Raw genomic sequence first — 20,379 nt, forward strand, 5'->3', positions numbered from 1 at the left:
CATGACCGAACCAGCCGGCATGCGCGCGTCCGACAGCGAGCGCGAAGCCGTCGTCGAGCGGCTGCGGGTCGCCTCCACCGAGGGCCGGCTGACGCTCGCCGAACTGACCGACCGCACCGAGGCCGCCTACCTGGCCCAGACGCAGGGCGAGCTGGCCCAGCTCACGGCCGACCTCCCCGGCGGCGCCCCCGCCCCCTCCCACGCCCCCGCCAAGCCCCCGGGCAAGGCCCGTCAGTGGTTCGTCGCCGTGATGGGCGACACCAAGCGCAAGGGCAAGTGGCGGGTCGACAACGAGATCGGCGCGGTGGCCGTCATGGGCGACGTGACCATCGACCTGCGCGAGGCCGAGGTGCGCTCCAACGAGATCGACATCGTGGCGACCTGCGTGATGGGCGACATCAAGATCATCGTGCCCGACGGCGTCGACGTGCAGCTCAGCGGCGTGACGATCATGGGCGACAAGAAGGTCAAGGTGGTCGAGGCGCCGCCTGGTCAGCACGCTCCGATCGTCCGCGTCCGAGGTTACGTCGTCATGGGCGACATCAAGATCATCGGCGACTCCCACGCCGCGCCCATCCGGCGCAACGCCCTGGCCTGGACCGAATGGTGGCTCCACCGCCGCGGCCTCGGCCACGGCTCCATGCACGGCGCCATCAACCAGGCGGTCAACGAGTCGATCCGCGAGACCAACCGGATGGTCAACGACTCGATCCGCCAGGCCGTCCGCGACTCCAAGGCCTGGAAGCACAAAGACCGCTGACACCGGTGCAACGGATCGCCGGGGCCGCCGCGTCATCGTCGGTGACATGATTTCTCCGACGGTGAGGACCCCGACATGCGCGACCGGGCCGACTTCGAGCGGTACGTCGAGCAGCGGTCGGGCCGGTTGCTGCGCACGGCCTACCTGCTCTGCCGCGACTGGGCCACGGCCGAGGACCTGACGCAGACCGCCCTGGCCAAGGCCTGGCTCGCCTGGCGACGGGTCGGCGACCACCCCGACGCGTACGTCTACCGCATCCTCGTCAACACCCACAACTCCTGGTGGCGCCGCATGTGGCGGCGCGAGGTGCCCACGGACGCGCTGCCCGACCGCGCGGGTCCCGGCGGCGAGGGCTCCCGCGACGATCGCGACCTGCTGCGGGTCGCCCTGGCGGGGCTGCCGCCGGGCATGCGGGCGGTGCTGGTGCTGCGGTACTTCGAGGACCTCTCCGACGCCGAGATCGCCGGGATCCTCGGCTGCTCGGAGGTCACCGTCCGGAGCCAGGCCAGTCGCGCCCTGGCGAAACTGCGCGTCGACCCCGCCATGGACTGGAGCAGGCGATGATCCGTGAGCTTTTCGAGGACGACACCTTCAATGCCCCCACCCACCGGATCTCCCTGAAGGAGATCGACCGGCGGGCCGCGAGGATCCGCTGGGGGCGCGCCGCCCTGGCCATGGCCGCCGCGGCGACCGCCGTGGTGGCCGCCGGGTTCGTCCTGCTGCCGGTGGAGAGCCCCGGCGGCCGGGACGTCACCCTGGCGAACGCGGCCCCGGCCCCGCAGACCGTTTACATGCTGGCCGAGCGGTCGGTGGCCACGCCCGGCACCCTGCAGGGGTTGTTCTACCCGGGGAGCGAGGGCCCGGTGCAGATCTACGTGAACTGCCCCGGCTTCGCCGCCCACGCCGGAGTGTGGATCGAGGACAGGCTGGTCGCCCAGGGCCCGTGCGGCCCGCTCACCGCGCTGACCTACGACGACCACGCCGACCCCGACCGGCCCACCGGCGCGGACGGAATGGTCGACGTGCGCGTCCGCGCCTTCCCCTACGACAAGGGCGGCATGCTCCCCGAGGCCGAACTGCTGGCCCGCGCCGAGGAGGCGAAGGACTACCGGATGGGCGTCCTGGTGCACGTCTACCGCTACCCCGGCCTGTACAGCCCGCCCGTCGACTGCGAGCAGCCCCTCGTGCTCCAGCGCCCCGACGGCACGCGGGAGACGCTCGAACCGGTCCGCTGCGACCTCGACTGAGTCAGGCGCGCAGACACTCCAGCCGCCCGGCCGCCGTAGCCGCCGCGTCGTAGCGGTCGAGCACGATCCGGACCAGTTCCGGAGCCGGCCCGAGGCTGTCGGCCACCAGGTCGGCGCCGGCCGCCAGGGTCTCCCGGGCCACCTTGTCGGCGAAGAAGCCGGGCGCCAGCAGGTAGGGCGCGACCACCACACGCGGCGCCCCGGCCGCGCGCAGCATCGCCACCGCCTCCGCCGGACGGGGGCCCGAGGCGCTGGCGAACGCCGTCGTCACCGACCACCACGGCCGCGAGCGCGCCCAGTCGCGGGCGATCGCCCGGACCGTCGTGTTGGCGGCCGGGTCGCTCGACCCGGCCGACACCAGCACGACCGCCGTCCCGGGGTCGCCGACGACGGCGCCGGCCTCGGCCAGGCGGCGTTCCAGGGCGGCCGTCAGCAGCGGGTCGGGGCCCAGCGTGGAGCTGACCTCGGCCCGGGTGCCGATCCCGGCCAGCGCGCCCGGGATGTCGACCTTGCTGTGGTAGGCGGCCGTCAGCAGCAGCGGCACCACCACCGCCCGGTCGAGCGGGGCCAGGGCGGTGGCCAGCGCCGGTTTCACGTGGTCGAGATAGCTGACCCGGACGTCCAGGCCCGGACGCGAGAGCCGTACACGATGGAGCAGCGCCTCGGCCACGGCGGCGGCGCGCGGGTCGCGGGACCCGTGCGCCACGGCCACCAGGGGCGTCAAAGGTGGATACCGCACTCGATCTTGCCCAGTCCGGCCCAGCGGCCGGACCGCGCGTCCTCGCCGTCGGCGACCCGGCGGGTGCAGGGGGCGCAGCCGATCGAGGGGTAGTTGTCGTAGTGGAGCGGGTTGATCAGGACGCCGTTGTCGGCGATGTAGTTGTCGACGTCCTCCTGGGTCCACCGCGCGATCGGGTTGACCTTGACCATCTGGCGCTTGGCGTCCCACTCGACGACCTTCGTGCCGGCCCGGGTCGGCGACTCGTCGCGGCGGATGCCGGAGATCCACGCCAGGTAGGGCTCCAGCGCCCGGTTCAGCGGCTCGACCTTGCGCAGGAAGCAGCACAGGTCGGGGTTGCGGCCGTGGAGGCGCGGCCCGAGGTCGCGGTCCTGCTCGGCGACGGTCCGCGACGGGGTGATGTTGATCAGGTTGACGTCGTAGACGGCCTCGACCGCGTCGCGGGTGCCGATCGTCTCGGCGAAGTGGTAGCCGGTGTCGATGAACAGCACGTCGACGCCCGGCTTGACCCGGCTCACCAGGTCGATCAGCAGCGCGTCGGACATCGAGGAGGTGAGACACATACGATCGCCGAAGGTCGCCGCCGCCCAGCGGATGATCTCTCGGGCGGGGGCGTCCTCAAGGAACTCGGCCGCCGACTCGACGATGCTCTGGAGGTCGAGCACGCCGCGCCGGCGCTCTAGCTCAACCTCGATGTCCACCAGGGTCATCACGCTCTCCTCACGGGGGGTCACGATCGAACGCCTATCCCCAGGAACTTCACCCGGAAGGCCCGGGCACAGCTCCGGCAGTACCAGCCGTAGGCCTCCTCTTCGGAGACGTACGGCTCCAGATCTTCTTCACCGCAGTACGGGCAGTAGTACGGCGCGGCGCGTTCACTCATGCCGCGCTCCGCACGGCGGGCGAAAGCCGCTGGGATCCGGTGTCTTCCCTCGTCGCTCCGGGTCGCTTCGCTCCCCTGCGCTCCTCAGCCCAGACACCGGCGCGGCTTTCGCGTTGTGGCTGAGCACGGTAGGCCTCTGTCATTTCAGGTCCGCCTCGTCGGCTCGCTGGACCCAGGCGGCGAAGGACTCGTCGTCGCTGCGCTGCTTGGCGTAGTTGGAGGCCACTCGCTCGACGTAGTCGGGCAGGTCTTCGGCGGTGGTCTTCAGGCCGCGGACCTTGCGGCCGAAGCCGGGGGTCGCGCCCAGGGAGCCGCCCAGGTGGATCTGGAAGCCCTCGACCTGCTCGCCCTTCTCGTTGACGACGAGCTGGCCCTTGAGGCCGATGTCGGCCACCTGGATGCGGGCGCAGGAGTTCGGGCAGCCGTTCACGTTGATCGTGAGGGGGTGGTCGAAGTCGGGGAGGCGGTTCTCCAGCTCGTGGATCAGCGTCGTCGCGGTCGCCTTGGTCTCGACGATCGCGAGCTTGCAGTATTCGATGCCGGTGCAGGCCATCGTCTGCCGCCGGAACGTCGACGGGCGCACCTTCAGGCCGATCGCGTCGAGCCCGTCGACCAGCGACTCGACCCGGTCTTCGGCCACGTCGAGGATGACCATCTTCTGCTCGACCGTCATCGCGACCCGGTTCGACCCGTGGGCCTCGGCCAGATCGGCGATCTTGGCCAGGGTGTCGCCGTCGACCCGGCCGACCTTCGGCGCGAAGCCGACGTAGAACTTCCCGTCCTTCTGGCGGCGGACGCCCACGTGGTCGCGGCGCGTCTCGTCGGCCGGCTCGGGGGCCGGGCCGTCGGGCAGCGTGTATCCGAGGTATTCGTCCTGGAGGATCTGCCGGAACTTCTCGGCGCCCCAGTCGTTCACCAGGAACTTGATGCGGGCCCGGTGACGCAGCCGCCGGTAGCCGTAGTCGCGGAAGATGCCGATCACGCCGCCGTAGACGTCGCCCACCTGGTCGGGGCGGACGAACGCGCCGAGCCGCTTGCCGATCATCGGGTTGGTCGACAGGCCGCCGCCCACCCAGACGTCGAACCCGGCCTCGCCGGCCTCGTTCACCACGCCCACGAACGCCACGTCGTTGATCTCGTGGACGGTGCAGTGGGCGGCGCAGCCGCTGATGGCCGACTTGAACTTGCGGGGCAGGTTCGAGAACGCCTTGTCGCCGATGAACCGGTCGTACACCTCGCGGATCTGCTCACGGCCGTCGATCACCTCGTCGGCGTCGACGCCCGCCAGGGGGCAGCCCAGGATCACGCGCGGGGTGTCGCCGCAGGCCTCGGTCGTGGACAGGCCGACCGCCTCAAGGCGCTCCCAGATCTCCGGGACCGACTCGATCTCGACCCAGTGGAGCTGGACGTTCTGCCGGTCGGTGATGTCGGCGGTGCCCCGGCCGAAGTCGTTGGAGATCCCGGCGATCACCCGGAGCTGGTTCAGGTCGAGCTGGCCGCCGTCGATGCGGATGCGGAGCATGAAGTAGCGGTCGTCGAGCTCCTCGGGCTCCAGGATCGCGGTCTTGCCGCCGTCGATCCCGGGCTTGCGCTGCGTGTAGAGGCCGTACCAGCGCATACGTCCGCGCAGGTCGGCGGGGTCGATCGAGTCGAAGCCGCGCTTGGAGTAGATGTCGATGATCCGCTGACGGACGTTGAGGCCGTCGTCGTTCTTCTTGTTCTCCTCGTTCTTGTTCAGGGGCTCGCGATAGCCGAGAGCCCACTGACCTTCGCCGCGAGGGCGCTTGTGGTGGCGGTTCGCCGGGCGGGCCGGGGTGCTCATGCGGGACCTTTCCAGTGGTGGTCGCGCGCTTCCAGGCTTCCCCTCCCGCCTCGGCGCTGAGTGCGGGGGCATGAAAAAAGACGCCTGTCACGCGCCCTTAACAGAAAGAAGGGGCGGCGATCAACGGGCGTCGATACAGATGGCGCTGCGGACGCGCTGAAGGTCGACGTGACGGCGCACGACGAGCATCGGGTCCACTGGCATGTCCGTAACAATACCTTGCGGGTACTTGATGTCCAAGTTTGCGTCCACAGTGTGGACCCCTTCGCGAGACACGTAATGTTAACGCCGATGACCTCAGCGAACGCGCCCCGGCGCCGGTCCCGCCGCCACTGGTTCGGGCACCAGTCCCGCGCCGGCATGGCGCGCGCCCGCGTGGGGATGGAGCGTTTCGCCGGCAGCGGCTTCTGGGCGCTGGTCAAGGCCACGACGATGGCCGGGGTCAACTACCGGGTGACCGGCCTGGCCGGGGAGGCGGCGTTCTTCGCCCTGCTGTCGCTGCCGCCGTTCGTGCTCGGCCTGCTGGGTGTCCTCGGTCACCTTTCCAGCCTCCTCGGCCCCTCGACCATCACCGAGATCAAGGCCTCGGTGATCGAGCACGCCGACCTGCTGTTCACCCCCGACGCCGTGCGGCGGGTGGTCGAGCCGCTGCTGAACAACGTGTTCAACGGCGGTGAGGTCTCGCTCATCTCGGTGGGCTTCCTGCTCTCGCTCTGGTCGGGGTCGCGCGCCCTGTTCGTGTACGTCGACCTGATCTCGATCGCCTACGGCATGGGCGAGACCCGCGGCATCATCCGCACCCGGATCTTCAGCTTCGGCCTCTATCTCGCGGCCCTGCTGATCGGCCTGGTCGTCATGCCGATCCTGGTGGTCGGGCCGACCCTGCTCACCAGCGCCCTGCCGAGTTACGAGCCGCTCATCTCGATCTTCTACTGGCCCGTGGTGATCGCCGGTTCGGTGCTGATGCTCACCCTGCTCTACCACGTGAGCGTGCCCGTGCGCACCCGATGGTGGCGCGAGGTGCCCGGCGCGCTGCTGGCCCTGGTGATCTGGATCATCTGCGCGGCCGTGCTGCGCGAGGTGCTGGCCGCCTGGTTCGACCCGCTGTCGATCTACGGCTCGCTGGCCGCGCCGATCGCGGTGCTGCTCTGGCTCTACATCACCGCCCTCGCGGTCCTCATCGGGGCCACCCTCAACGCCGAGGTCGACCGCCTGTGGCCGCTGGCGGGTAACACCCGGCGGCACTGACAGCCGATAAGGTGGGGTTCTCGCTACTGGCGCTATGAGGTGGGGCACCACCGGGGAGCGGAAACCGCGTCGGCCGTGCGCCTGGGTCGACGCAGTCGTCGAGTTCCGAGGAAGGCGCTCAATGTCTGAGAAAACGCTCAACGCCGTCGACCCAGAGATCGCCGAACTGATCACGGCCGAAGAACGCCGCCAGACCGACACCATCAAGCTCATCGCCTCGGAGAACTACGTCTCCAAGGCGGTCCTCCAGGCCACCGGCACGGTCCTGACCAACAAGTACTCCGAGGGCTACCCCGGCAAGCGCTACTACGAGGGCCAGCAGGTCATCGACCAGATCGAGACCCTGGCGATCGAGCGGGCCAAGTCGTTGTTCGGCGTCAACCACGCCAACGTCCAGCCCTACTCGGGCTCGCCCGCCAACCTGGCGATCTACCTGGCCTTCGTGCAGCCCGGCGACACCGTCATGGGCATGGGCCTGCCGTTCGGCGGCCACCTGACCCACGGCTGGTCGGTCAGCGCCACCGGCAAGTGGTTCAACCCGGTCCGCTACGGCGTCCGCCGCGACACCGGCATGGTCGACATGGACGAGGTCCGCGAGCTCGCCCTCAGGGAACGCCCCAAGCTGATCTTCTGCGGCGGCACCGCCATCCCGCGCACGATCGACTTCCCGGCCTTCGCCGAGATCGCCAAGGAGGTCGGCGCGGTCCTGGCCGCCGACATCGCCCACATCGCGGGCCTGGTCGCCGGCGGCGCCCACCCGTCGCCGGTCGGCCACGCCGACGTGATCTCCACCACCACCCACAAGACCCTGCGCGGCCCGCGCGGCGCGATGCTCATGGCGACCTCCGACGAGCACGCCACCGCGCTCAACAAGGCCGTCTTCCCGGGTCTGCAGGGCGGCCCCCACAACCACACCACCGCCGCCATCGCCGTGGCGCTGCGCGAGGCCGCGACCGACGACTTCAAGGACTACGCGCGCCAGGTCGTCGTCAACAGCCGGGCCCTCGCCGAGGAGCTGCTCGGCCGGGGCTTCGACCTCGTCTCGGGCGGCACCGACAACCACCTGATCCTGATGGACCTCACGCCCAAGGGCGTCGGCGGCAAGCCGGCCGCCCAGGCGCTCGACAAGGCCGGCCTGGAGACCAACTACAACTCCGTGCCGTTCGACACCCGCAAGCCGTTCGACCCGTCGGGCATCCGCATCGGCACCGCCGGCGTCACCAGCCGCGGCATGGGCGTCGCCGAGATGCGCCAGATCGGCGCCTGGATCGACCAGGTCGTCACGGCCCTGGCCAAGGGCGAAGACGAGGCCAAGCACACGATCGTCCGCGTCCACGCCGAGGTCCGCGAGCTGACCACCCACTTCCCGGCCCCCGGCCTGAGCTAGCCCGCTGAGACGAAAGCCCCGGCCCGCTGACGGACGTGGGACCGGGGCTTTCGCCATGCCGGTCCGCATCCGGGGCGGGGAGAAGCGGACGAGCGGACCCGAAAGGTGGGGAGACGGGCGGGGGCGGGCGCGGTAATCGCGTTGCGGGGTCCTTCGCGGCTGTCCTATGGTTCTGCGTGGCCGGAACGAGCCGGCCCTTTTCCTTCAGGGAGGTGGCGACACATGCGGGTCTTTCTCCTGAGCCTGCCGTCCATCCACCTCCGGGCCGCCCGCTGACGCACGCGGGGCCTGTTTCATCCTGAAGGGTTCCACCCAAGTGTTTTTCGATCTGTCTCTTCTCGGCTGGGACGACACGCGCTCGCTCCCCGTGGACTCGATCCCCGGCCGGGTTTCCCAGGTGCACCGCGGGGCCGCCGAGGTCATCACCGAACAGGGCCAGTTCCAGGCCCACTACAGCGCCCGGGTGCGCCGTGAATCCGCCGCCGACCCCACCAGGCTCCCGTGTGTGGGCGACTGGGTGGCGCTGCGGCTCCTCGCCGAGGGCCGCCACGAACTCGACGAGGTGCTGCCCAGGGCCACCGCGTTCGTCCGGGGCGGGGTGTCCCGCGACTCGCGCGGAGGGTTGTCGGGCGACGGGCAGGGCCAGGTGCTGGCCGCCAACGTCGACATCGTGTTCGTGGCCGAACCGGCCATGCACGCGACCGACTTCGCCGACCTCGGCCGCATCGAGCGGCTGACCGCGCTGGCCTGGGAGAGCGGCGGCACGCCCGTCGTCGTCATCACCAAGGCCGACCTCTTCGAGCAGGGCCTCGACGACCTCCTGAACGACGTCAGGGCCGCCGCGCCGGGCGTCGACGTGCACGCCGTCTCGTCGTTCACCGGCGACGGGGTGGACGTCGTCCGCTCCTACCTGATGGGCTCCCGGACCGCCGTGATCCTGGGCGCCTCCGGCGCGGGCAAGTCGAGTCTCGTCAACGCCCTGGCGGGCGGCGAGGTCATGGAGACCCAGCAGGTCCGGGCCGGCGACGGCCGGGGCCGCCACACCACCGTCCACCGCGAGCTGATCCCGCTGCCCGGCGGCGGCATCGTCATCGACACCCCGGGCATCCGGCGGGTCGGCCTGTACGACATGTCCGACGGCGTCGACCGGGTCTTCTCCGAGATCGAGGACCTGGCCGAACAGTGCCGCTTCGGCGACTGCTCCCACGAGTCGGAGCCCGGCTGCGCGGTCCTGGCGGCGCTGGAGAGCGGCGAGTTGCCCGAACGGCGGCTGGAGAGCTGGCGCAAGCTCCAGCGGGAGGCGGCCTGGATGGCGCGGCGCAGCGACGCCCGGCTCCAGGCCGAGGAGACCAGGAAGTGGAAAATCATCCACAAGGAGATGAGAGGCCGCAACCGTCCCTGAACGTGTGGGTAGGACCGGGAAGGTGGAAGCCTTCCCGGACCGGGCGACCGCCGGCGCGCTCCTCGCCGAGGCGCTGGCGGGCACCCCCGCCGACATCGTGCTCGCCCTGCCGCGCGGCGGGGTGGCGGTCGGCGCCGTGGTCGCCCAGGCGCTCGGCGTGCCGCTCGACGTCCTGGTGACCCGCAAGCTCGGGCATCCCCTCCAGCCCGAGCTGGGCCTGGGCGCCATCGCCGAGGGCGGCGAACCGGTCTACGACCGGGCGATGTTGCGCCGGACCGGCTACGACGAACACGACCTCGCCGGCGTCGTGGCGGCGGAACGCGCCGAACTGGCCCGCCGGGTCGACGCCTACCGCGACGGACGTCCAGCCCCCGACCTGCGCGGACGGGACGTGATCGTGGTCGACGACGGCCTGGCCACCGGCGGCACGGCCCGGGCGGCGCTGCGGGCGGTGCGGTCGAAGAACCCGCGCCGCGTCACCCTGGCCGTGCCGGTCGGGGCCGCCGCGGCGGTCAGATCACTCGAAAGCGAGGCCGACGAGGTCGTCGCGGTCATGGCGCCCGAGCAGTTCGGTTCCGTCGGAGGCTGGTACGAACGGTTCGAGCAGCTCACCGACGACGAAACCCGGGCGTGCCTCCGCTCCGTGTGATCAACGTTCACTTACGGTGACTGGGTGGTCGCGGAGCTCCTGGGCGCCCTCCTGGAGACGGCCTGGGTCCCGACCGGCACCGCCGACCTGCCCCCGGAACCCGCTGTGGCCTGCTGAGAGGACGCCGTGACGCTCGACGACATCTGGTTCGCCGCCATCGCCGTGCTCTTCACGGGCTACTTCGTCCTGGAGGGCTTCGACTTCGGGGTGGGGGTGCTGCTGCCGTACCTGCCGAGGGAGGAGCGGGAACGCCAGGTCATGGTCGGCACGATCGGGCCCGGGCGGGACGGCGGCGAGGTCTGGCTCATCACCGCCGGCGGCGCGCTGTTCGCCGCCTTCCCCGAGTGGTGCGCCACCCTGTTCAGCGGCCTCCACCTGCCGCTGCTGCTGATCCTGCCGGCGCTGATCGTGCGCGGGGTGGCCGTCGAATACCGGGGCAGGCGCAACGGCGGACGGTGGCGGCGCAACTGGGACCGCTGCCTTTTCTGGGGTTCGCTGGTGCCCGCTTTTCTGTGGGGCGTGGTGTTCGGCAGCATCGTGCGCGGAATCGCCCTGGACGAGAAGCATGAATTCGCCGGCACGTTCTGGGACCTGCTGAACCCGTTCGCGCTACTCGGCGGATTGACGACGCTGGCCCTTTTCGTCACGCACGGCGCGATTTTCCTGGCGCTGAAAACGCGGGGGAGGATCCGCCGGAAGGCGAAGGCCGCGGCGGAGAAAAGCGGGGTGGTCGCGGCGGTTCTGGCCATCGTTTTCCTGACCTGGGCACAGGCCGCGAACGGGTCGTTCGCCGGTGTTCTGCTCGCGGTGGTCGCTATCGGCGCATGGGGCGCGGGAATGGTGGCCAACTTCTTCGGCCGGGAGGGCCGGGCGTTCCTCGGGTCGGCCGCCGCGATCGGCGCGGCCATGATCAGCCTGTTCGCGGCGCTCCATCCCGGCGTGTTGCCGCCGGACATAGAAAACGCCGCGTCCACGCCGAAGACCTTGCAGATCATGACGTGGGTCGCGGTCGTGTTCCTGCCGCTGGTGCTGCTGTACCAGTCGTGGACCTACTGGGTGTTCCGCCGCCGCATCGGAGTGCGGAACATCCCAGCGGGTCACAACTAGGGAGATGTGGCGAATGCGTAAGGCAGGTTCACCGCGCGAGCCACGGCCGGCCTTCGGCCGGCCAGGTCTCGCTTTGCCGGGGAGGGTGGTGATGCTAGGCGACGGCGCTGATTCCGGCGCTCGCGGCGCGCCGCATCCGACGGCGACGCTCGGAGGCGCGCTCGTCCTCGTTCAGGCCACCCCAGGTGCCGTACTTCTCAGGGCGGGAAAGCGCGTAGTCAAGACACTCCGCGCGGACCGGGCAACCGGCGCAGATCGCCTTCGCCTTCCGCTCACGGATGTCGCGCTCAGGCTGGCGCTCCCCGTCAGGGCCGAAGAACAGCACAAGGTCCTCTCCCCGGCACGCGGCATCATCCTGCCAACCCCAACTGGGGCGGGGGCGGGCGAGCTGCCGACGTACCTGAGACATGAGAAACCACCTTTGGTGAGAAGAGGTATTTCAGTGTTTGTGCCGCATTGGACGCTTATGGTGTCCTCTTTTGCAACGCGAGGAGCGTCCGTGGTGTTCCCGGCTTCTTGCGAAGCCTCAGGTCAAAGCCGGGGTGAGCTGCTTGAGCTCGGCCAACCTGTAGGTCGTGATCTCTTCGGCGCAGGCGAGACCGCACGGTGCCGCGAACACCGAAGGCTCGACCACTACCCGAAAACGGGACGTTCCACCAGGCGCGTTGGTTTGCACAACGCACACGGTGGAGTCACCTTCCGACCGGGAGGATTCCACGGCCACTCCGCCGACCGAGAGCTCGCCCGTGTGTGACCGGACAAAATGCTCGGCGGCTTGCGATGGCTCAGGGAGACCCGCGCGCCCCCGGAAACGGTCAAGAACGATCTTGCCGTCACGGTAGGCGTGTGCCGCCGCGATCGCGGCAGCCTCAGACATGCTGCCGTAGTAAAGCCCGTGTGGCAAGCACACGAGGTTGGCGGCGTATCGATCGCCGCCGACATGTGTGGTTTCCCACACATTCCCGGGCTGTTTCCGGGATAGTGATCTCGCGATCGGGAGACCAAAGCGGGCGCAGCACGCGTTGCGCTTGGCGTGCGTGCAGACCAGAAATACCGGCTCACTGACAAGTATGCAGGACTCCGGAAGCGCTCCGTCCACAAGTGCGCCCAGGTCAAGATCGTCGGGGTGGTCGAGCCAGGCCTCTGCCAGCCAGGGGTCACTCCCCGTGGACGATCCGACAAAAACGTGCAGCGCACGGGGGCCCGGAGTGGTCTCACGGTCGGGACGGCGGATGAGCTGCGAACGGATGCCGAGGGCGGTGGCGCGGTCGATGAGGGCCAGCACGCTCTCGGGCAGGCGGCATTCGGGCAGGTATGCGGCCCATGGGCCGTTGTGCTCGATGAGCAGCCACCGGCGGGCGCCGACCGTCGCGCTGGCGAGCACCGGCGCGTCGCCGGTGTGCAGGCCCGCCGCGTGGTCGCAACCCTTGCTCATGTGCCCGATCCGTTCCTTTGATCACCTGCGGTTAGGTAATCCTAACCTTAGACGATGGTGTCAAACGTTCAGGGCTCAAGTGACAGAACGTGCCGCGCGACTTTCAGCGCCGTCCGGCGGTCTTCCGGAACAAGCCCGATCCTGGTACGGCGGTCGAGCAGGTCGTCCTCGTCGAGCGCGCCCTCGTGGCGGACCGCCCAGACGAGCTCGGCCCAGGTGGTCGCCGCGCCGGGGAGCACCTTCGCGCCGAGCGCCCGGTTCGAGGCGATGAGCGCGGCGATGTCCTCGGCCTCCGCGCCATAGCGCTCGACCAGCCGCCACGGCGCCCTGATCCCGCGCGTGGCGGCGCCGACCAGCGGCAGCCGCGCGGTCGTGCTGCGCCGGGCGTGCGGGCAGGCCGCGTCGACCGCGTCCTCGGCCATGCGGCGGTAGGTGGTCAGCTTGCCGCCCACGACGGTCACGACGCCGTCCTTGCCCGTCAGCACCGCGTGGCGGCGCGACAGGTCGGCGGTGCGGCCGGTTCCGGTGTCGAGCAGCGGGCGCAGCCCGGCGTGGGCGCCCGCGACCTGGTCGCGGGTCACCGTCACGCCCAGCACGCCGTTGAGCGTGGCCAGCAGGAACTCCACGTCGCTCTCCGGCACGTCGGCCACGTCGGGCACCGGCCCCTCGACCGGCTCGTCGGTCAGCCCGACCAGGACGTGGCCGTCGCTCTGCGGCAGCACCAGCACGAACCGGCTCGACTCGCCCGGGATCGGCACGTGCAGCCCCGCCCGCATCGGCCCCAGCACACCCTCCCGGAGCACCAGGTGGGTGCCGCGTGAGGGCCGCAGCGTGATCTCGGGGGCGAGTCCGCCCGCCCACACGCCCGTGGCGTTCACGACCGCCTTGGCCCTGACCGTGAGCGTGTCACCCGACAGTTCGTCGCGCACCTCGGCGCCGTCGCCGGCCAGGCCGAGCGCCCGGCAGCGGGTCAGCACCCGCGCGCCGTGCGCGGCGGCGGTGCGGGCCAGCGCGACCACCAGCCGCGCGTCGTCGACCACCCGGCCGTCGTGGGACCGCAACGCGCCCCGCAGCCCGTCGGCGGCCAGCGCCGGGACCAGGCCGAGCGCCTCGGACGCGCCCAGCCGCGCCGGGCCCGGGATCAGCCTCCTCGGCGTGCCCGCGGCGGCCCGCAGCAGGTCGCCGAGCCGGTAGCCGGTCATCAGCCGCCGGGCCGTGGCCGCCGAGACGGCCGGGGTAAGCGGCAGCAGATAGGGCTGGGCCTTCACCAGGTGGGGCGCGGTGTGCCGGATCAGCACGTGGCGTTCGGCGGCGCTCTCCCTGGCCAGCCCGATCTGGCCGGACGCGAGATAACGCAGACCGCCGTGGATGAGCTTGGAACTCCAGCGGGAGGTGCCGAACGCCAGGTCGTGGGCGTCGATCGCGACCACCGACAACCCGCGGGACGCGGCGTCGAGCGCCACCCCCGCCCCCGTGGCGCCCAGGCCCACGACGAGGAGGTCGGCCACCTCGGCGCGGGCGTCGTCGAGATCGCGGGCGCGGCGGGCCGCGTTGAGGGAAGACTCCATGCGGTTCCTTGATCGGGTCGGGCATTACCCTTGGGTAACCTATCGAGAGGCCGGCATCCTGTGGAGACTCCGCGTACCCCCGTGCAGCCCATGCTCTGGTCGGGCTGGGGTGACCCCGGCAAGGCGACCGGGCTCGGTCCTGACGTGCTGGAGCTGCTCGCGGAGGCGCTGGGCGTCACGGCGCCCACCGGCGAACCGGCGGGGTTCGGCGACGTCCGGCTCCCCGCAGCCGATCTGTCACCCTTCGTGCTGTCCTCGTTGCGGTCCATCGTAGGCGCAGAGAACGTGCGTACCGATGCCGATGCCCGCATCCGTCACACGAGGGGCAAATCCACGCCAGACCTCCTCAAGATGCGGATGGGGGACGGTTCCGACGCCCCCGACGCCGTCGTGCTGCCGGGCTCCCACCACGAGGTCTCCGAGGTGCTGCGGGTCTGCGGCCCGGAGAGGGTCGCGGTGGTGCCGTTCGGCGGCGGGACGTCCGTCGTCGGCGGGGTCACCCCGCTCCGCGACGGCTTGGCCGGGGTGGTCGCGCTCGACGTGCGGCGGCTCGACCGGCTGGTGTCGGTCGACGAGGAGTCGATGCTGGCCGAGCTCCAGCCGGGGCTGCGCGGGCCGCAGGCCGAGGAGCTGCTCAACGCCCGGGGGCTGACGCTGGGGCACTTCCCGCAGTCGTTCGAGTACGCCACCCTCGGCGGGTTCGCCGCCGCCCGCTCGTCGGGGCAGGCCTCGGCCGGCTACGGGCGGTTCGACGACATGGTCGAGGGGCTGACCGTGGCCACGCCGGTGGGCGACTGGGAGCTCGGCCGGGCGCCGCGCTCGGCCGCCGGGCCCGACCTGCGGCACGTCGTCCTCGGCTCCGAGGGCGCGTTCGGGGTGATCACCTCGATGCGGCTGCGGGTGCGCCGGCTGCCCGGGCGGCGGAACTGGGACGCCTGGCGGTTCCCCTCGTTCGCGGCGGGACGTGAGGCGATGCGCGTGCTGGCCCAGGAGCGGAGACTCCCGGCGGTGCTCCGCCTGTCCGACGAGACCGAGACCATGATCGGCGGCGGTTCTGGCTGCCTGATGGTCGTCGGCTGGGAAGGGGGCGAGCCGCCGAGGTTCCCCGGCGCCGACCACCTGGGGGCCGAGCCCGCCCGCCGCTGGGCCGAGGGCCGGTTCGGCGGCCCCTACCTGCGCGACGCGCTCATCGCCGCCGGGGCGACCGTGGAGACCCTGGAGACCGCCGCCCACTGGTCGGGCCTGCCCCGGCTCTACGAGGCCGTGAGGCTCTCTCTGGAGGCCGCGCTCGGCCGGGTGATCGTGATGTGCCACGTCTCCCACCTCTACGAGACCGGCGCGTCGCTCTACTTCACCGTCGTCACCGCCGCCGGAGACGACCCGCTGGCCCGGTGGGAGGCCGCCAAGGCCGGGGCGAGCGAGGCGATCGGGCTGGCCGGGGGCACCATCTCGCACCACCACGGCGTCGGCCGCGACCACCGCGCCGCCTACGCCGCCGAGATCGGTCCGGTCGGCGTCGGCGTCATGCGGGCGATCAAGAAAAGTCTCGATCCGATGGGGATTCTCAACCCCGGTGTCCTCGTCCCCTGAAACCGAGCAAGATTGACCGTATGGCGGACATCGGCGTCGAGGCTGCGGCCGCGCGCGGGAAGCTGGTCTCCTCCCGGGTCTCCGAACACGGCGCCGGGTGGCACTGCCAGGAGATCGGGACCTTCCAGGCGCTGCGCCCCAACAAGAACACCTTCACGTGGTTACACCCCAAGACCCTGTGGCGGTCGCGCAACGAGATCCTCGCGGGGCTGTTCGGCGATCCGTCCGCGGAGGTCCGCCGCCGGTGGGTGGCGTCCATGCGGGAGAACGGCGCCGACCCCGACTTCCGGATGACCCGCCTGATGGGCCCGGAGTACTCGTTCATCGTCATCGGCGACACCGGCGAGGGCGACGCCTCCCAGTACGCCGTGATCCCGGGCCTGCTGAAAGTGGGCGAGAAGACCGACTTCGCGGTCATCGCCAGCGACGTGATCTACCCCACGGGCGCCGCGAGCGACTACTGCGACAAGTTCTTCCGCCCGTTCAAGGACTACGACGCCCCCATCTACGCCATCCCCGGCAACCACGACTGGTACGACGGCCTCGGCGGCTTCATGCGGGTGTTCTGCGGCGCCAGGCCGCTCAAGGTCGAGAAGGAGGGCTTCCGGCTCTCCCCGGCCGGGCTGCGCGGCCTGCTCTGGAAGAAACCCGAGGCGATCGACGAGGCCGCGCTGGCCGAGGCGTGGAAACTGCGCGGCAGGCCGGCGCAGGAGGCCCGGCAGCCCGCCCCCTACTGGGCGCTCGACCTGGGTGAGCTCGTGCTGGTCGGCATCGACACCGGCATCACCGGCTCGCTCGACCGCGAGCAGGGCGAGTGGCTGCGCCACGTGTCGTCGGCCGACACCCGGCCCAAGGTGCTCATCACCGGCAAGCCGATCTACGTGCGCGACGACCACAAACCCTGCCCGATCGAGGGCGGCGGCACGGTCGACGAGATCGTGCGCGACCCCGCTCACAACTACGTCGCGGCGATCGGCGGCGACGTGCACAACTACCAGCGTTTCCCGGTCAACGTCGACGGGCGGGTGATCCAGTATCTCGTCGCGGGCGGCGGCGGCGCGTTCATGCACGCCACCCACACGATCCCGCGCGTCGAGACGGTCCACGAGGACGACTTCCGCTGCTACCCGCTGCGCGGCGACTCGTTGTCGTTCTACAGCCTGCTCTACTCGCGCAAGCTGCGGATGAAGTGGCTCTACCTGACGCCCGAGGAGGCCGTGGCGCTGATGTCGCGGCAGATCGGCAACGAGCCGGTCCGCGACACCCCGCCCGTGAAGATCACCGCCCGGATGAAGTGGGCGGCCCGGTTCCTCGGCGGCTGGCCGATGCCGTTCCACCTGCCGGTGGGCCGCTTCTTCCACCGGTGGATCTCGGAGCTGACCGACTGGGACACCCCGCCGTTCTTCAAGAGCTTCCTGCACGTCTCGGTCTCCCCGGGCGAACTGCGCATCCGCTGCTTCGCGGCGACCGGGTGCCTGGCCCAGGAGCTCGAACCGCCGGTCGAGGACGAGGTGATCATCCCGCTGACCTGAGCCGCTGGTCCCGTTTTCCGGGGTCCGCCCGGCTTCGGTGCGCGCGACCGCTCACGTCCCGCTCATGCCGGTTTCTGTTACGGCTCCCGCCCGCCCTCCGGCCATCCGACGGCACGGGGCCTGCCCGGCGGACACCGAACTGTCGGTGCGGCCTGGCAGGCTGGAACCGTGCAGGTTGCGGTTTCCGGGGCGAAAGACGGCAGTGGTGAGCTGCTGCCCGGGGGCCCGGCGACCGACCTCGCGGCGGCGGTGGCCGAGGCCGAGGAGCACACGGCGCCCCGGTGGGTGTGGGCCGACACGCGGCGGATCTACCCCGGCCTCCTGGCCCGGGGCGTGCGGGTGGCGCGCTGCCACGACGTCGCGCTGACCGAGAACCTGCTGCTGGCCGCCGAGGGCCGCTACGGCGAGCCCCGGTCGGCCGAGGCCGCCCACGCCCGGCTCCACGGCCTGCCGGTGCCAGAAGACCGCCACGAGACCCCCGAGGCCGCCCAGGGGTCGCTGTTCGACCCCGAGCCCGGTCCGGCCGAGCCGGGGGCCGCCCTCGTCGAAGAGGTGGCCGCCGCGCAGGCCGCCCGGATCGCGGCGCTGCCCGAACCCGGGCGGTTCCGGCTGCTGGTCGCGGCCGAGTCGGCCGGCGGGTTGATCGCGGCCGAGATGGGCCACGACGGCATGCCCTGGCGTGAGTCGGTCCACCAGGCGCTGCTGACCGACCTGCTCGGGCCCCGCCCCGCCCACGGCATGCGGCCCGCCAAGTTGCAGGCGCTGGCCGACCAGGTGTCGGCGGCGTTCGGCCGGCCGCTCAACCCCGACTCGCCGCAGCAGATCGTCAAGGCGTTCAAGGCGGCCGGGGTGCCGGTGCCGTCGGCCCGCTCCCACGTGCTGAAAGAGGTCGACCATCCGGGGGTGGGGCCGTTGCTGGCGTACAAGGAACTGGCCCGGCTCTTCAGCTTCCACGGCTGGGTGTGGGCCGACCAGTGGGTGCGTGACGACCGTTTCCGGGCCGAATACGTCGTGGGCGGCGTCGTCAGCGGCCGGTGGGCGACCAGCGGGGGAGGGGCGCTGCAGATCCCGAAGGTGATGCGCAAGGCGGTGGTGGCCGACGACGGGTGGACGCTCGTGGTCGCCGACGCCGCCCAGCTCGAACCGCGGGTGCTGGCCGCGATGGCCGGAGACCGGGGGCTGGCCCGCGCCGCCGGGGAGATCGACCTCTACGCCGCGCTGGCCCAGGCGTTCGGCGGGCAGCGCGACGCCGCCAAGATCGCCATGCTGTCGGCCATGTACGGCGGCACCAGCGGCGACGCCCCCAAACTGCTGGCCGTGATGCGCAACCGGTTCCCCCAGGCCTACGCGTTCGTCGAAGACGCCGCCCGCGCGGGTGAGGAGGGCCGGGTGGTGCGCTCGTGGCTGGGCCGCACCAGCCCGCCGCCGTCCGACCGCTGGCGGATGGTCGTCTCGGGGCCCGACGGGGGCAGGGCGGCCCGCGACCGAGGGCGCTTCACCCGCAACTTCGTCGTCCAGGCCACCGCCGCCGAATGGGCGCTCACCCTGATGGCCGTGTTGCGCGGCCGTCTCAGGGAACCCGCGAAGCTGGTGTTCTTCCAGCACGACGAGGTCATGATCCACTGCCCGGAAGGCCAGGCCGGAGAGGTCGCCGCCGCCATCGAATCGAGCGCCGAGGAGGCGACCCGCCTGCTGTTCGGCCCGACCCCGGTCAGGTTCCCCATGGAGGCGGTGCCGGTGACCTGCTACGCCGACGCCAAGTGAGCCGTGCGCCGCCGCCAGATGACCACTCCGGTGAGCCCGGTCAGGACCGCCGTGATCAGACCGAGGACCGGGTAGGAGAGCGTGCCGACGATCGCGCCGGCCAGCAGGGCGCCGACGGCGCCGCAGACGTTCATCGTGAGGTCCGAGAGGCCCTGCACGGCCGGGCGGCGCTCCAGGTCGACCGCCTCGGTCACCATCGCCGAACCCGCCACGAGGGAGCACGACCAGCCCAGGCCCAGCAGGACCAGGCCCGCCGTGATCACCGGCACGTCGTGTCCGCCGAAGGCGGCCAGCAGGCCGGCGGCGACCAGCACGCCCATGCCGGCCGCGGCGACCACGGCCCGGCCGAGACGGTCGGCGGCCCAGCCGACCAGCGGCGAGAACATGAACATCCCGGCGATGTGCAGGCTCAGCACCATCCCGATGACCGAGATGCCGGCGTGCCCGTGGTCGAGGTGCACGGGCGTCATCGACATCACCGAGACCATCGCGGTGTGCCCGGCCGCGATCGTCAGCAGGCCGGTCCGGGCGGCCGGAGTGGCCTTCACCGTCCCGGCGGCCTCCCGCAGCGGCTGCCGCCGGCGGGCGACGGCCACCTCACGCCCCTGCCGGGCGAGCAGCAGCGGGTCGGGGCGCAGGCCGCCGTTGACGATCACCAGGGAGACCGCGAACGCGGCGGCGGCCAGCGCGAACGGCCCGGCGGCGGGCGCCAGGCCCAGGTCGACTCCCAGCGCGTCGGCGGGATGGGCCAGGTTGGGGCCCGTGACGCTGCCGATCGTGGCGGCCCAGACGACCAGCGACAGGTGACGGGCGGTCCGGCCGGGCGGGGCGAGATCGGTGGCGGCGTACCGGGCCGACAGGTTGCCGGCGCTGCCGGTGCCGACCATGACGAGCGAGAGCAGCAGCAGCGCCCACGACCCGGCCTGGATCGAGGCGACGGCGGCCACGCAGCCGAGGAAGGCGACGCCGTGGGCGAGCGTCAGGCCCGCCCTGCGCCCGCCGCCGTCGGCGGCCCTGGCGGCCGGGAGCGCCATCAGGGCGGCCCCCAGGACGGTGGCGGTCCCGGCCAGGCCGCTGATCGCTTCGGAGCCGGAGAGTTCGTACACCACGAGGGAGCTCAGCGCGAGGCCGACCGCGATCCCCACACCCGAGACGATCTGGACGGCGGACAGGACACCGAGTGTCCGGCGTTGCACCTTCTGGTGGGGTGTGAGGGGGATCGCTGTCATGAGCGAAGTCTGGCATG

At 71.5% G+C, this 20,379-nt stretch carries 20 protein-coding genes and 1 riboswitch; of the genes, 11 read left to right on the forward strand and 9 right to left on the reverse strand.

Annotated elements, in window-relative coordinates; all coding sequences use genetic code 11:
• Position 1 precedes the first annotated feature (1 nt).
• The 3 genes from AW273_RS04835 to AW273_RS04845 all read left to right on the forward strand — a co-directional run bounded on the left by AW273_RS04835 (position 2) and on the right by AW273_RS04845 (position 2,007).
• Complete coding sequence (locus AW273_RS04835; RefSeq protein ID WP_063909836.1) at positions 2 to 760, forward strand: DUF1707 SHOCT-like domain-containing protein; 759 nt, start codon at positions 2 to 4, stop codon at positions 758 to 760.
• Positions 761 to 835: 75 nt separating this feature from the next.
• On the forward strand, positions 836 to 1,324 hold the full coding sequence (locus AW273_RS04840; RefSeq protein WP_062345608.1) for a SigE family RNA polymerase sigma factor: 489 nt from the start codon (positions 836 to 838) through the stop codon (positions 1,322 to 1,324).
• A complete protein-coding gene (locus AW273_RS04845; RefSeq protein WP_062345611.1) occupies positions 1,321 to 2,007 on the forward strand; it encodes a hypothetical protein in 687 nt (228 codons plus the stop codon). The genes AW273_RS04840 and AW273_RS04845 overlap by 4 nt, the downstream gene beginning before the upstream one ends.
• Position 2,008: 1 nt before the next feature.
• Here the strand turns inward: AW273_RS04845 and AW273_RS04850 are convergent, their stop codons facing one another.
• The 5 genes from AW273_RS04850 to AW273_RS39275 form a co-directional block, all read right to left on the reverse strand.
• Positions 2,009 to 2,731: a sirohydrochlorin chelatase gene (locus AW273_RS04850; protein WP_232327069.1), complete on the reverse strand. Its 723-nt coding sequence runs from the start codon at positions 2,729 to 2,731 to the stop codon at positions 2,009 to 2,011.
• The gene (locus tag AW273_RS04855; RefSeq protein WP_062345613.1) at positions 2,728 to 3,456 is read right to left on the reverse strand and encodes a phosphoadenylyl-sulfate reductase; all 729 of its coding nucleotides are present in this window, start codon (positions 3,454 to 3,456) and stop codon (positions 2,728 to 2,730) included. Before AW273_RS04855 ends, AW273_RS04850 begins: the two co-directional genes overlap by 4 nt.
• A gap of 20 nt (positions 3,457 to 3,476) precedes the next feature.
• Positions 3,477 to 3,629: a DpnI domain-containing protein gene (locus AW273_RS35995; protein WP_083949513.1), complete on the reverse strand. Its 153-nt coding sequence runs from the start codon at positions 3,627 to 3,629 to the stop codon at positions 3,477 to 3,479.
• A gap of 139 nt (positions 3,630 to 3,768) precedes the next feature.
• The gene (locus AW273_RS04860; protein WP_063909837.1) at positions 3,769 to 5,451 is read right to left on the reverse strand and encodes a nitrite/sulfite reductase; all 1,683 of its coding nucleotides are present in this window, start codon (positions 5,449 to 5,451) and stop codon (positions 3,769 to 3,771) included.
• A 120-nt stretch (positions 5,452 to 5,571) separates the two neighbouring features.
• Complete coding sequence (locus tag AW273_RS39275; RefSeq protein WP_353051387.1) at positions 5,572 to 5,655, reverse strand: putative leader peptide; 84 nt, start codon at positions 5,653 to 5,655, stop codon at positions 5,572 to 5,574.
• An 87-nt stretch (positions 5,656 to 5,742) separates the two neighbouring features.
• Here AW273_RS39275 and AW273_RS04865 point away from each other — a divergent pair, with 87 nt between their 5' ends.
• From AW273_RS04865 to cydB, 5 genes are all read left to right on the forward strand, one after another.
• Positions 5,743 to 6,699, forward strand: a complete 957-nt coding sequence (locus AW273_RS04865; RefSeq protein WP_083949514.1) for a YihY/virulence factor BrkB family protein — start codon at positions 5,743 to 5,745, stop codon at positions 6,697 to 6,699.
• A 12-nt stretch (positions 6,700 to 6,711) separates the two neighbouring features.
• Positions 6,712 to 6,793, forward strand: a riboswitch (ZMP/ZTP riboswitch).
• Between the two features lie 27 nt (positions 6,794 to 6,820).
• The gene (gene glyA / locus AW273_RS04870) at positions 6,821 to 8,086 is read left to right on the forward strand and encodes a serine hydroxymethyltransferase (protein ID WP_062345618.1); all 1,266 of its coding nucleotides are present in this window, start codon (positions 6,821 to 6,823) and stop codon (positions 8,084 to 8,086) included.
• 316 nt (positions 8,087 to 8,402) lie between these two features.
• Positions 8,403 to 9,488, forward strand: a complete 1,086-nt coding sequence (gene rsgA, locus AW273_RS04875) for a ribosome small subunit-dependent GTPase A (protein ID WP_198168009.1) — start codon at positions 8,403 to 8,405, stop codon at positions 9,486 to 9,488.
• A 22-nt stretch (positions 9,489 to 9,510) separates the two neighbouring features.
• Entirely contained in the window at positions 9,511 to 10,137 is a 627-nt protein-coding gene (locus AW273_RS04880) for a phosphoribosyltransferase (protein ID WP_062345621.1), read from the forward strand.
• Between the two features lie 126 nt (positions 10,138 to 10,263).
• On the forward strand, positions 10,264 to 11,244 hold the full coding sequence (gene cydB, locus AW273_RS04885; protein ID WP_062345624.1) for a cytochrome d ubiquinol oxidase subunit II: 981 nt from the start codon (positions 10,264 to 10,266) through the stop codon (positions 11,242 to 11,244).
• A gap of 94 nt (positions 11,245 to 11,338) precedes the next feature.
• On the opposite strand, the gene AW273_RS04890 is transcribed toward cydB, so the two are convergent.
• From AW273_RS04890 to AW273_RS04900, 3 genes are all read right to left on the reverse strand, one after another.
• Complete coding sequence (locus AW273_RS04890; protein ID WP_081898622.1) at positions 11,339 to 11,653, reverse strand: WhiB family transcriptional regulator; 315 nt, start codon at positions 11,651 to 11,653, stop codon at positions 11,339 to 11,341.
• A gap of 117 nt (positions 11,654 to 11,770) precedes the next feature.
• On the reverse strand, positions 11,771 to 12,679 hold the full coding sequence (locus tag AW273_RS04895; RefSeq protein ID WP_062345626.1) for a sucrase ferredoxin: 909 nt from the start codon (positions 12,677 to 12,679) through the stop codon (positions 11,771 to 11,773).
• A 68-nt stretch (positions 12,680 to 12,747) separates the two neighbouring features.
• Complete coding sequence (locus AW273_RS04900) at positions 12,748 to 14,247, reverse strand: glycerol-3-phosphate dehydrogenase/oxidase (protein WP_062345628.1); 1,500 nt, start codon at positions 14,245 to 14,247, stop codon at positions 12,748 to 12,750.
• A gap of 90 nt (positions 14,248 to 14,337) precedes the next feature.
• Between AW273_RS04900 and AW273_RS04905 the strand changes: the two genes are divergently transcribed.
• The 3 genes from AW273_RS04905 to AW273_RS04915 all read left to right on the forward strand — a co-directional run bounded on the left by AW273_RS04905 (position 14,338) and on the right by AW273_RS04915 (position 19,133).
• Positions 14,338 to 15,837 (forward strand): FAD-binding oxidoreductase, encoded by a 1,500-nt coding sequence (locus AW273_RS04905; protein WP_062345630.1) that lies wholly within the window; start codon positions 14,338 to 14,340, stop codon positions 15,835 to 15,837.
• A gap of 20 nt (positions 15,838 to 15,857) precedes the next feature.
• Positions 15,858 to 17,369, forward strand: a complete 1,512-nt coding sequence (locus AW273_RS04910; RefSeq protein WP_062345632.1) for a metallophosphoesterase family protein — start codon at positions 15,858 to 15,860, stop codon at positions 17,367 to 17,369.
• A 168-nt stretch (positions 17,370 to 17,537) separates the two neighbouring features.
• Positions 17,538 to 19,133: a bifunctional 3'-5' exonuclease/DNA polymerase gene (locus AW273_RS04915; protein ID WP_062345633.1), complete on the forward strand. Its 1,596-nt coding sequence runs from the start codon at positions 17,538 to 17,540 to the stop codon at positions 19,131 to 19,133.
• Here the strand turns inward: AW273_RS04915 and AW273_RS04920 are convergent.
• The gene (locus tag AW273_RS04920) at positions 19,115 to 20,362 is read right to left on the reverse strand and encodes an MFS transporter (protein ID WP_063909838.1); all 1,248 of its coding nucleotides are present in this window, start codon (positions 20,360 to 20,362) and stop codon (positions 19,115 to 19,117) included. The two genes, AW273_RS04915 and AW273_RS04920, sit on opposite strands and share 19 nt — an antisense overlap.
• Positions 20,363 to 20,379: the final 17 nt, after the last annotated feature.

The sequence above is a fragment of the Herbidospora yilanensis genome (assembly GCF_001570565.1).
Classification (GTDB): domain Bacteria; phylum Actinomycetota; class Actinomycetes; order Streptosporangiales; family Streptosporangiaceae; genus Herbidospora; species Herbidospora yilanensis.

Bases quoted from the DNA above. Each gene is read 5' to 3' on its own strand.
- AW273_RS04860 (WP_063909837.1), bottom strand. From the start codon at position 5,451: ATGAGCACCCCGGCCCGCCCGGCGAACCGCCACCACAAGCGCCCTCGC.
- AW273_RS04920 (WP_063909838.1), bottom strand. From the start codon at position 20,362: ATGACAGCGATCCCCCTCACACCCCACCAGAAGGTGCAACGCCGGACA.
- AW273_RS04840 (WP_062345608.1), top strand. From the start codon at position 836: ATGCGCGACCGGGCCGACTTCGAGCGGTACGTCGAGCAGCGGTCGGGC.
- AW273_RS04900 (WP_062345628.1), bottom strand. From the start codon at position 14,247: ATGGAGTCTTCCCTCAACGCGGCCCGCCGCGCCCGCGATCTCGACGAC.
- AW273_RS04845 (WP_062345611.1), top strand. From the start codon at position 1,321: ATGATCCGTGAGCTTTTCGAGGACGACACCTTCAATGCCCCCACCCAC.
- AW273_RS04890 (WP_081898622.1), bottom strand. From the start codon at position 11,653: ATGTCTCAGGTACGTCGGCAGCTCGCCCGCCCCCGCCCCAGTTGGGGT.
- AW273_RS04855 (WP_062345613.1), bottom strand. From the start codon at position 3,456: ATGACCCTGGTGGACATCGAGGTTGAGCTAGAGCGCCGGCGCGGCGTG.
- AW273_RS04910 (WP_062345632.1), top strand. From the start codon at position 15,858: ATGGCGGACATCGGCGTCGAGGCTGCGGCCGCGCGCGGGAAGCTGGTC.
- AW273_RS04835 (WP_063909836.1), top strand. From the start codon at position 2: ATGACCGAACCAGCCGGCATGCGCGCGTCCGACAGCGAGCGCGAAGCC.
- glyA (WP_062345618.1), top strand. From the start codon at position 6,821: ATGTCTGAGAAAACGCTCAACGCCGTCGACCCAGAGATCGCCGAACTG.
- AW273_RS04905 (WP_062345630.1), top strand. From the start codon at position 14,338: ATGCTCTGGTCGGGCTGGGGTGACCCCGGCAAGGCGACCGGGCTCGGT.
- AW273_RS35995 (WP_083949513.1), bottom strand. From the start codon at position 3,629: ATGAGTGAACGCGCCGCGCCGTACTACTGCCCGTACTGCGGTGAAGAA.
- AW273_RS04865 (WP_083949514.1), top strand. From the start codon at position 5,743: ATGACCTCAGCGAACGCGCCCCGGCGCCGGTCCCGCCGCCACTGGTTC.
- AW273_RS39275 (WP_353051387.1), bottom strand. From the start codon at position 5,655: ATGCCAGTGGACCCGATGCTCGTCGTGCGCCGTCACGTCGACCTTCAG.
- AW273_RS04895 (WP_062345626.1), bottom strand. From the start codon at position 12,679: ATGAGCAAGGGTTGCGACCACGCGGCGGGCCTGCACACCGGCGACGCG.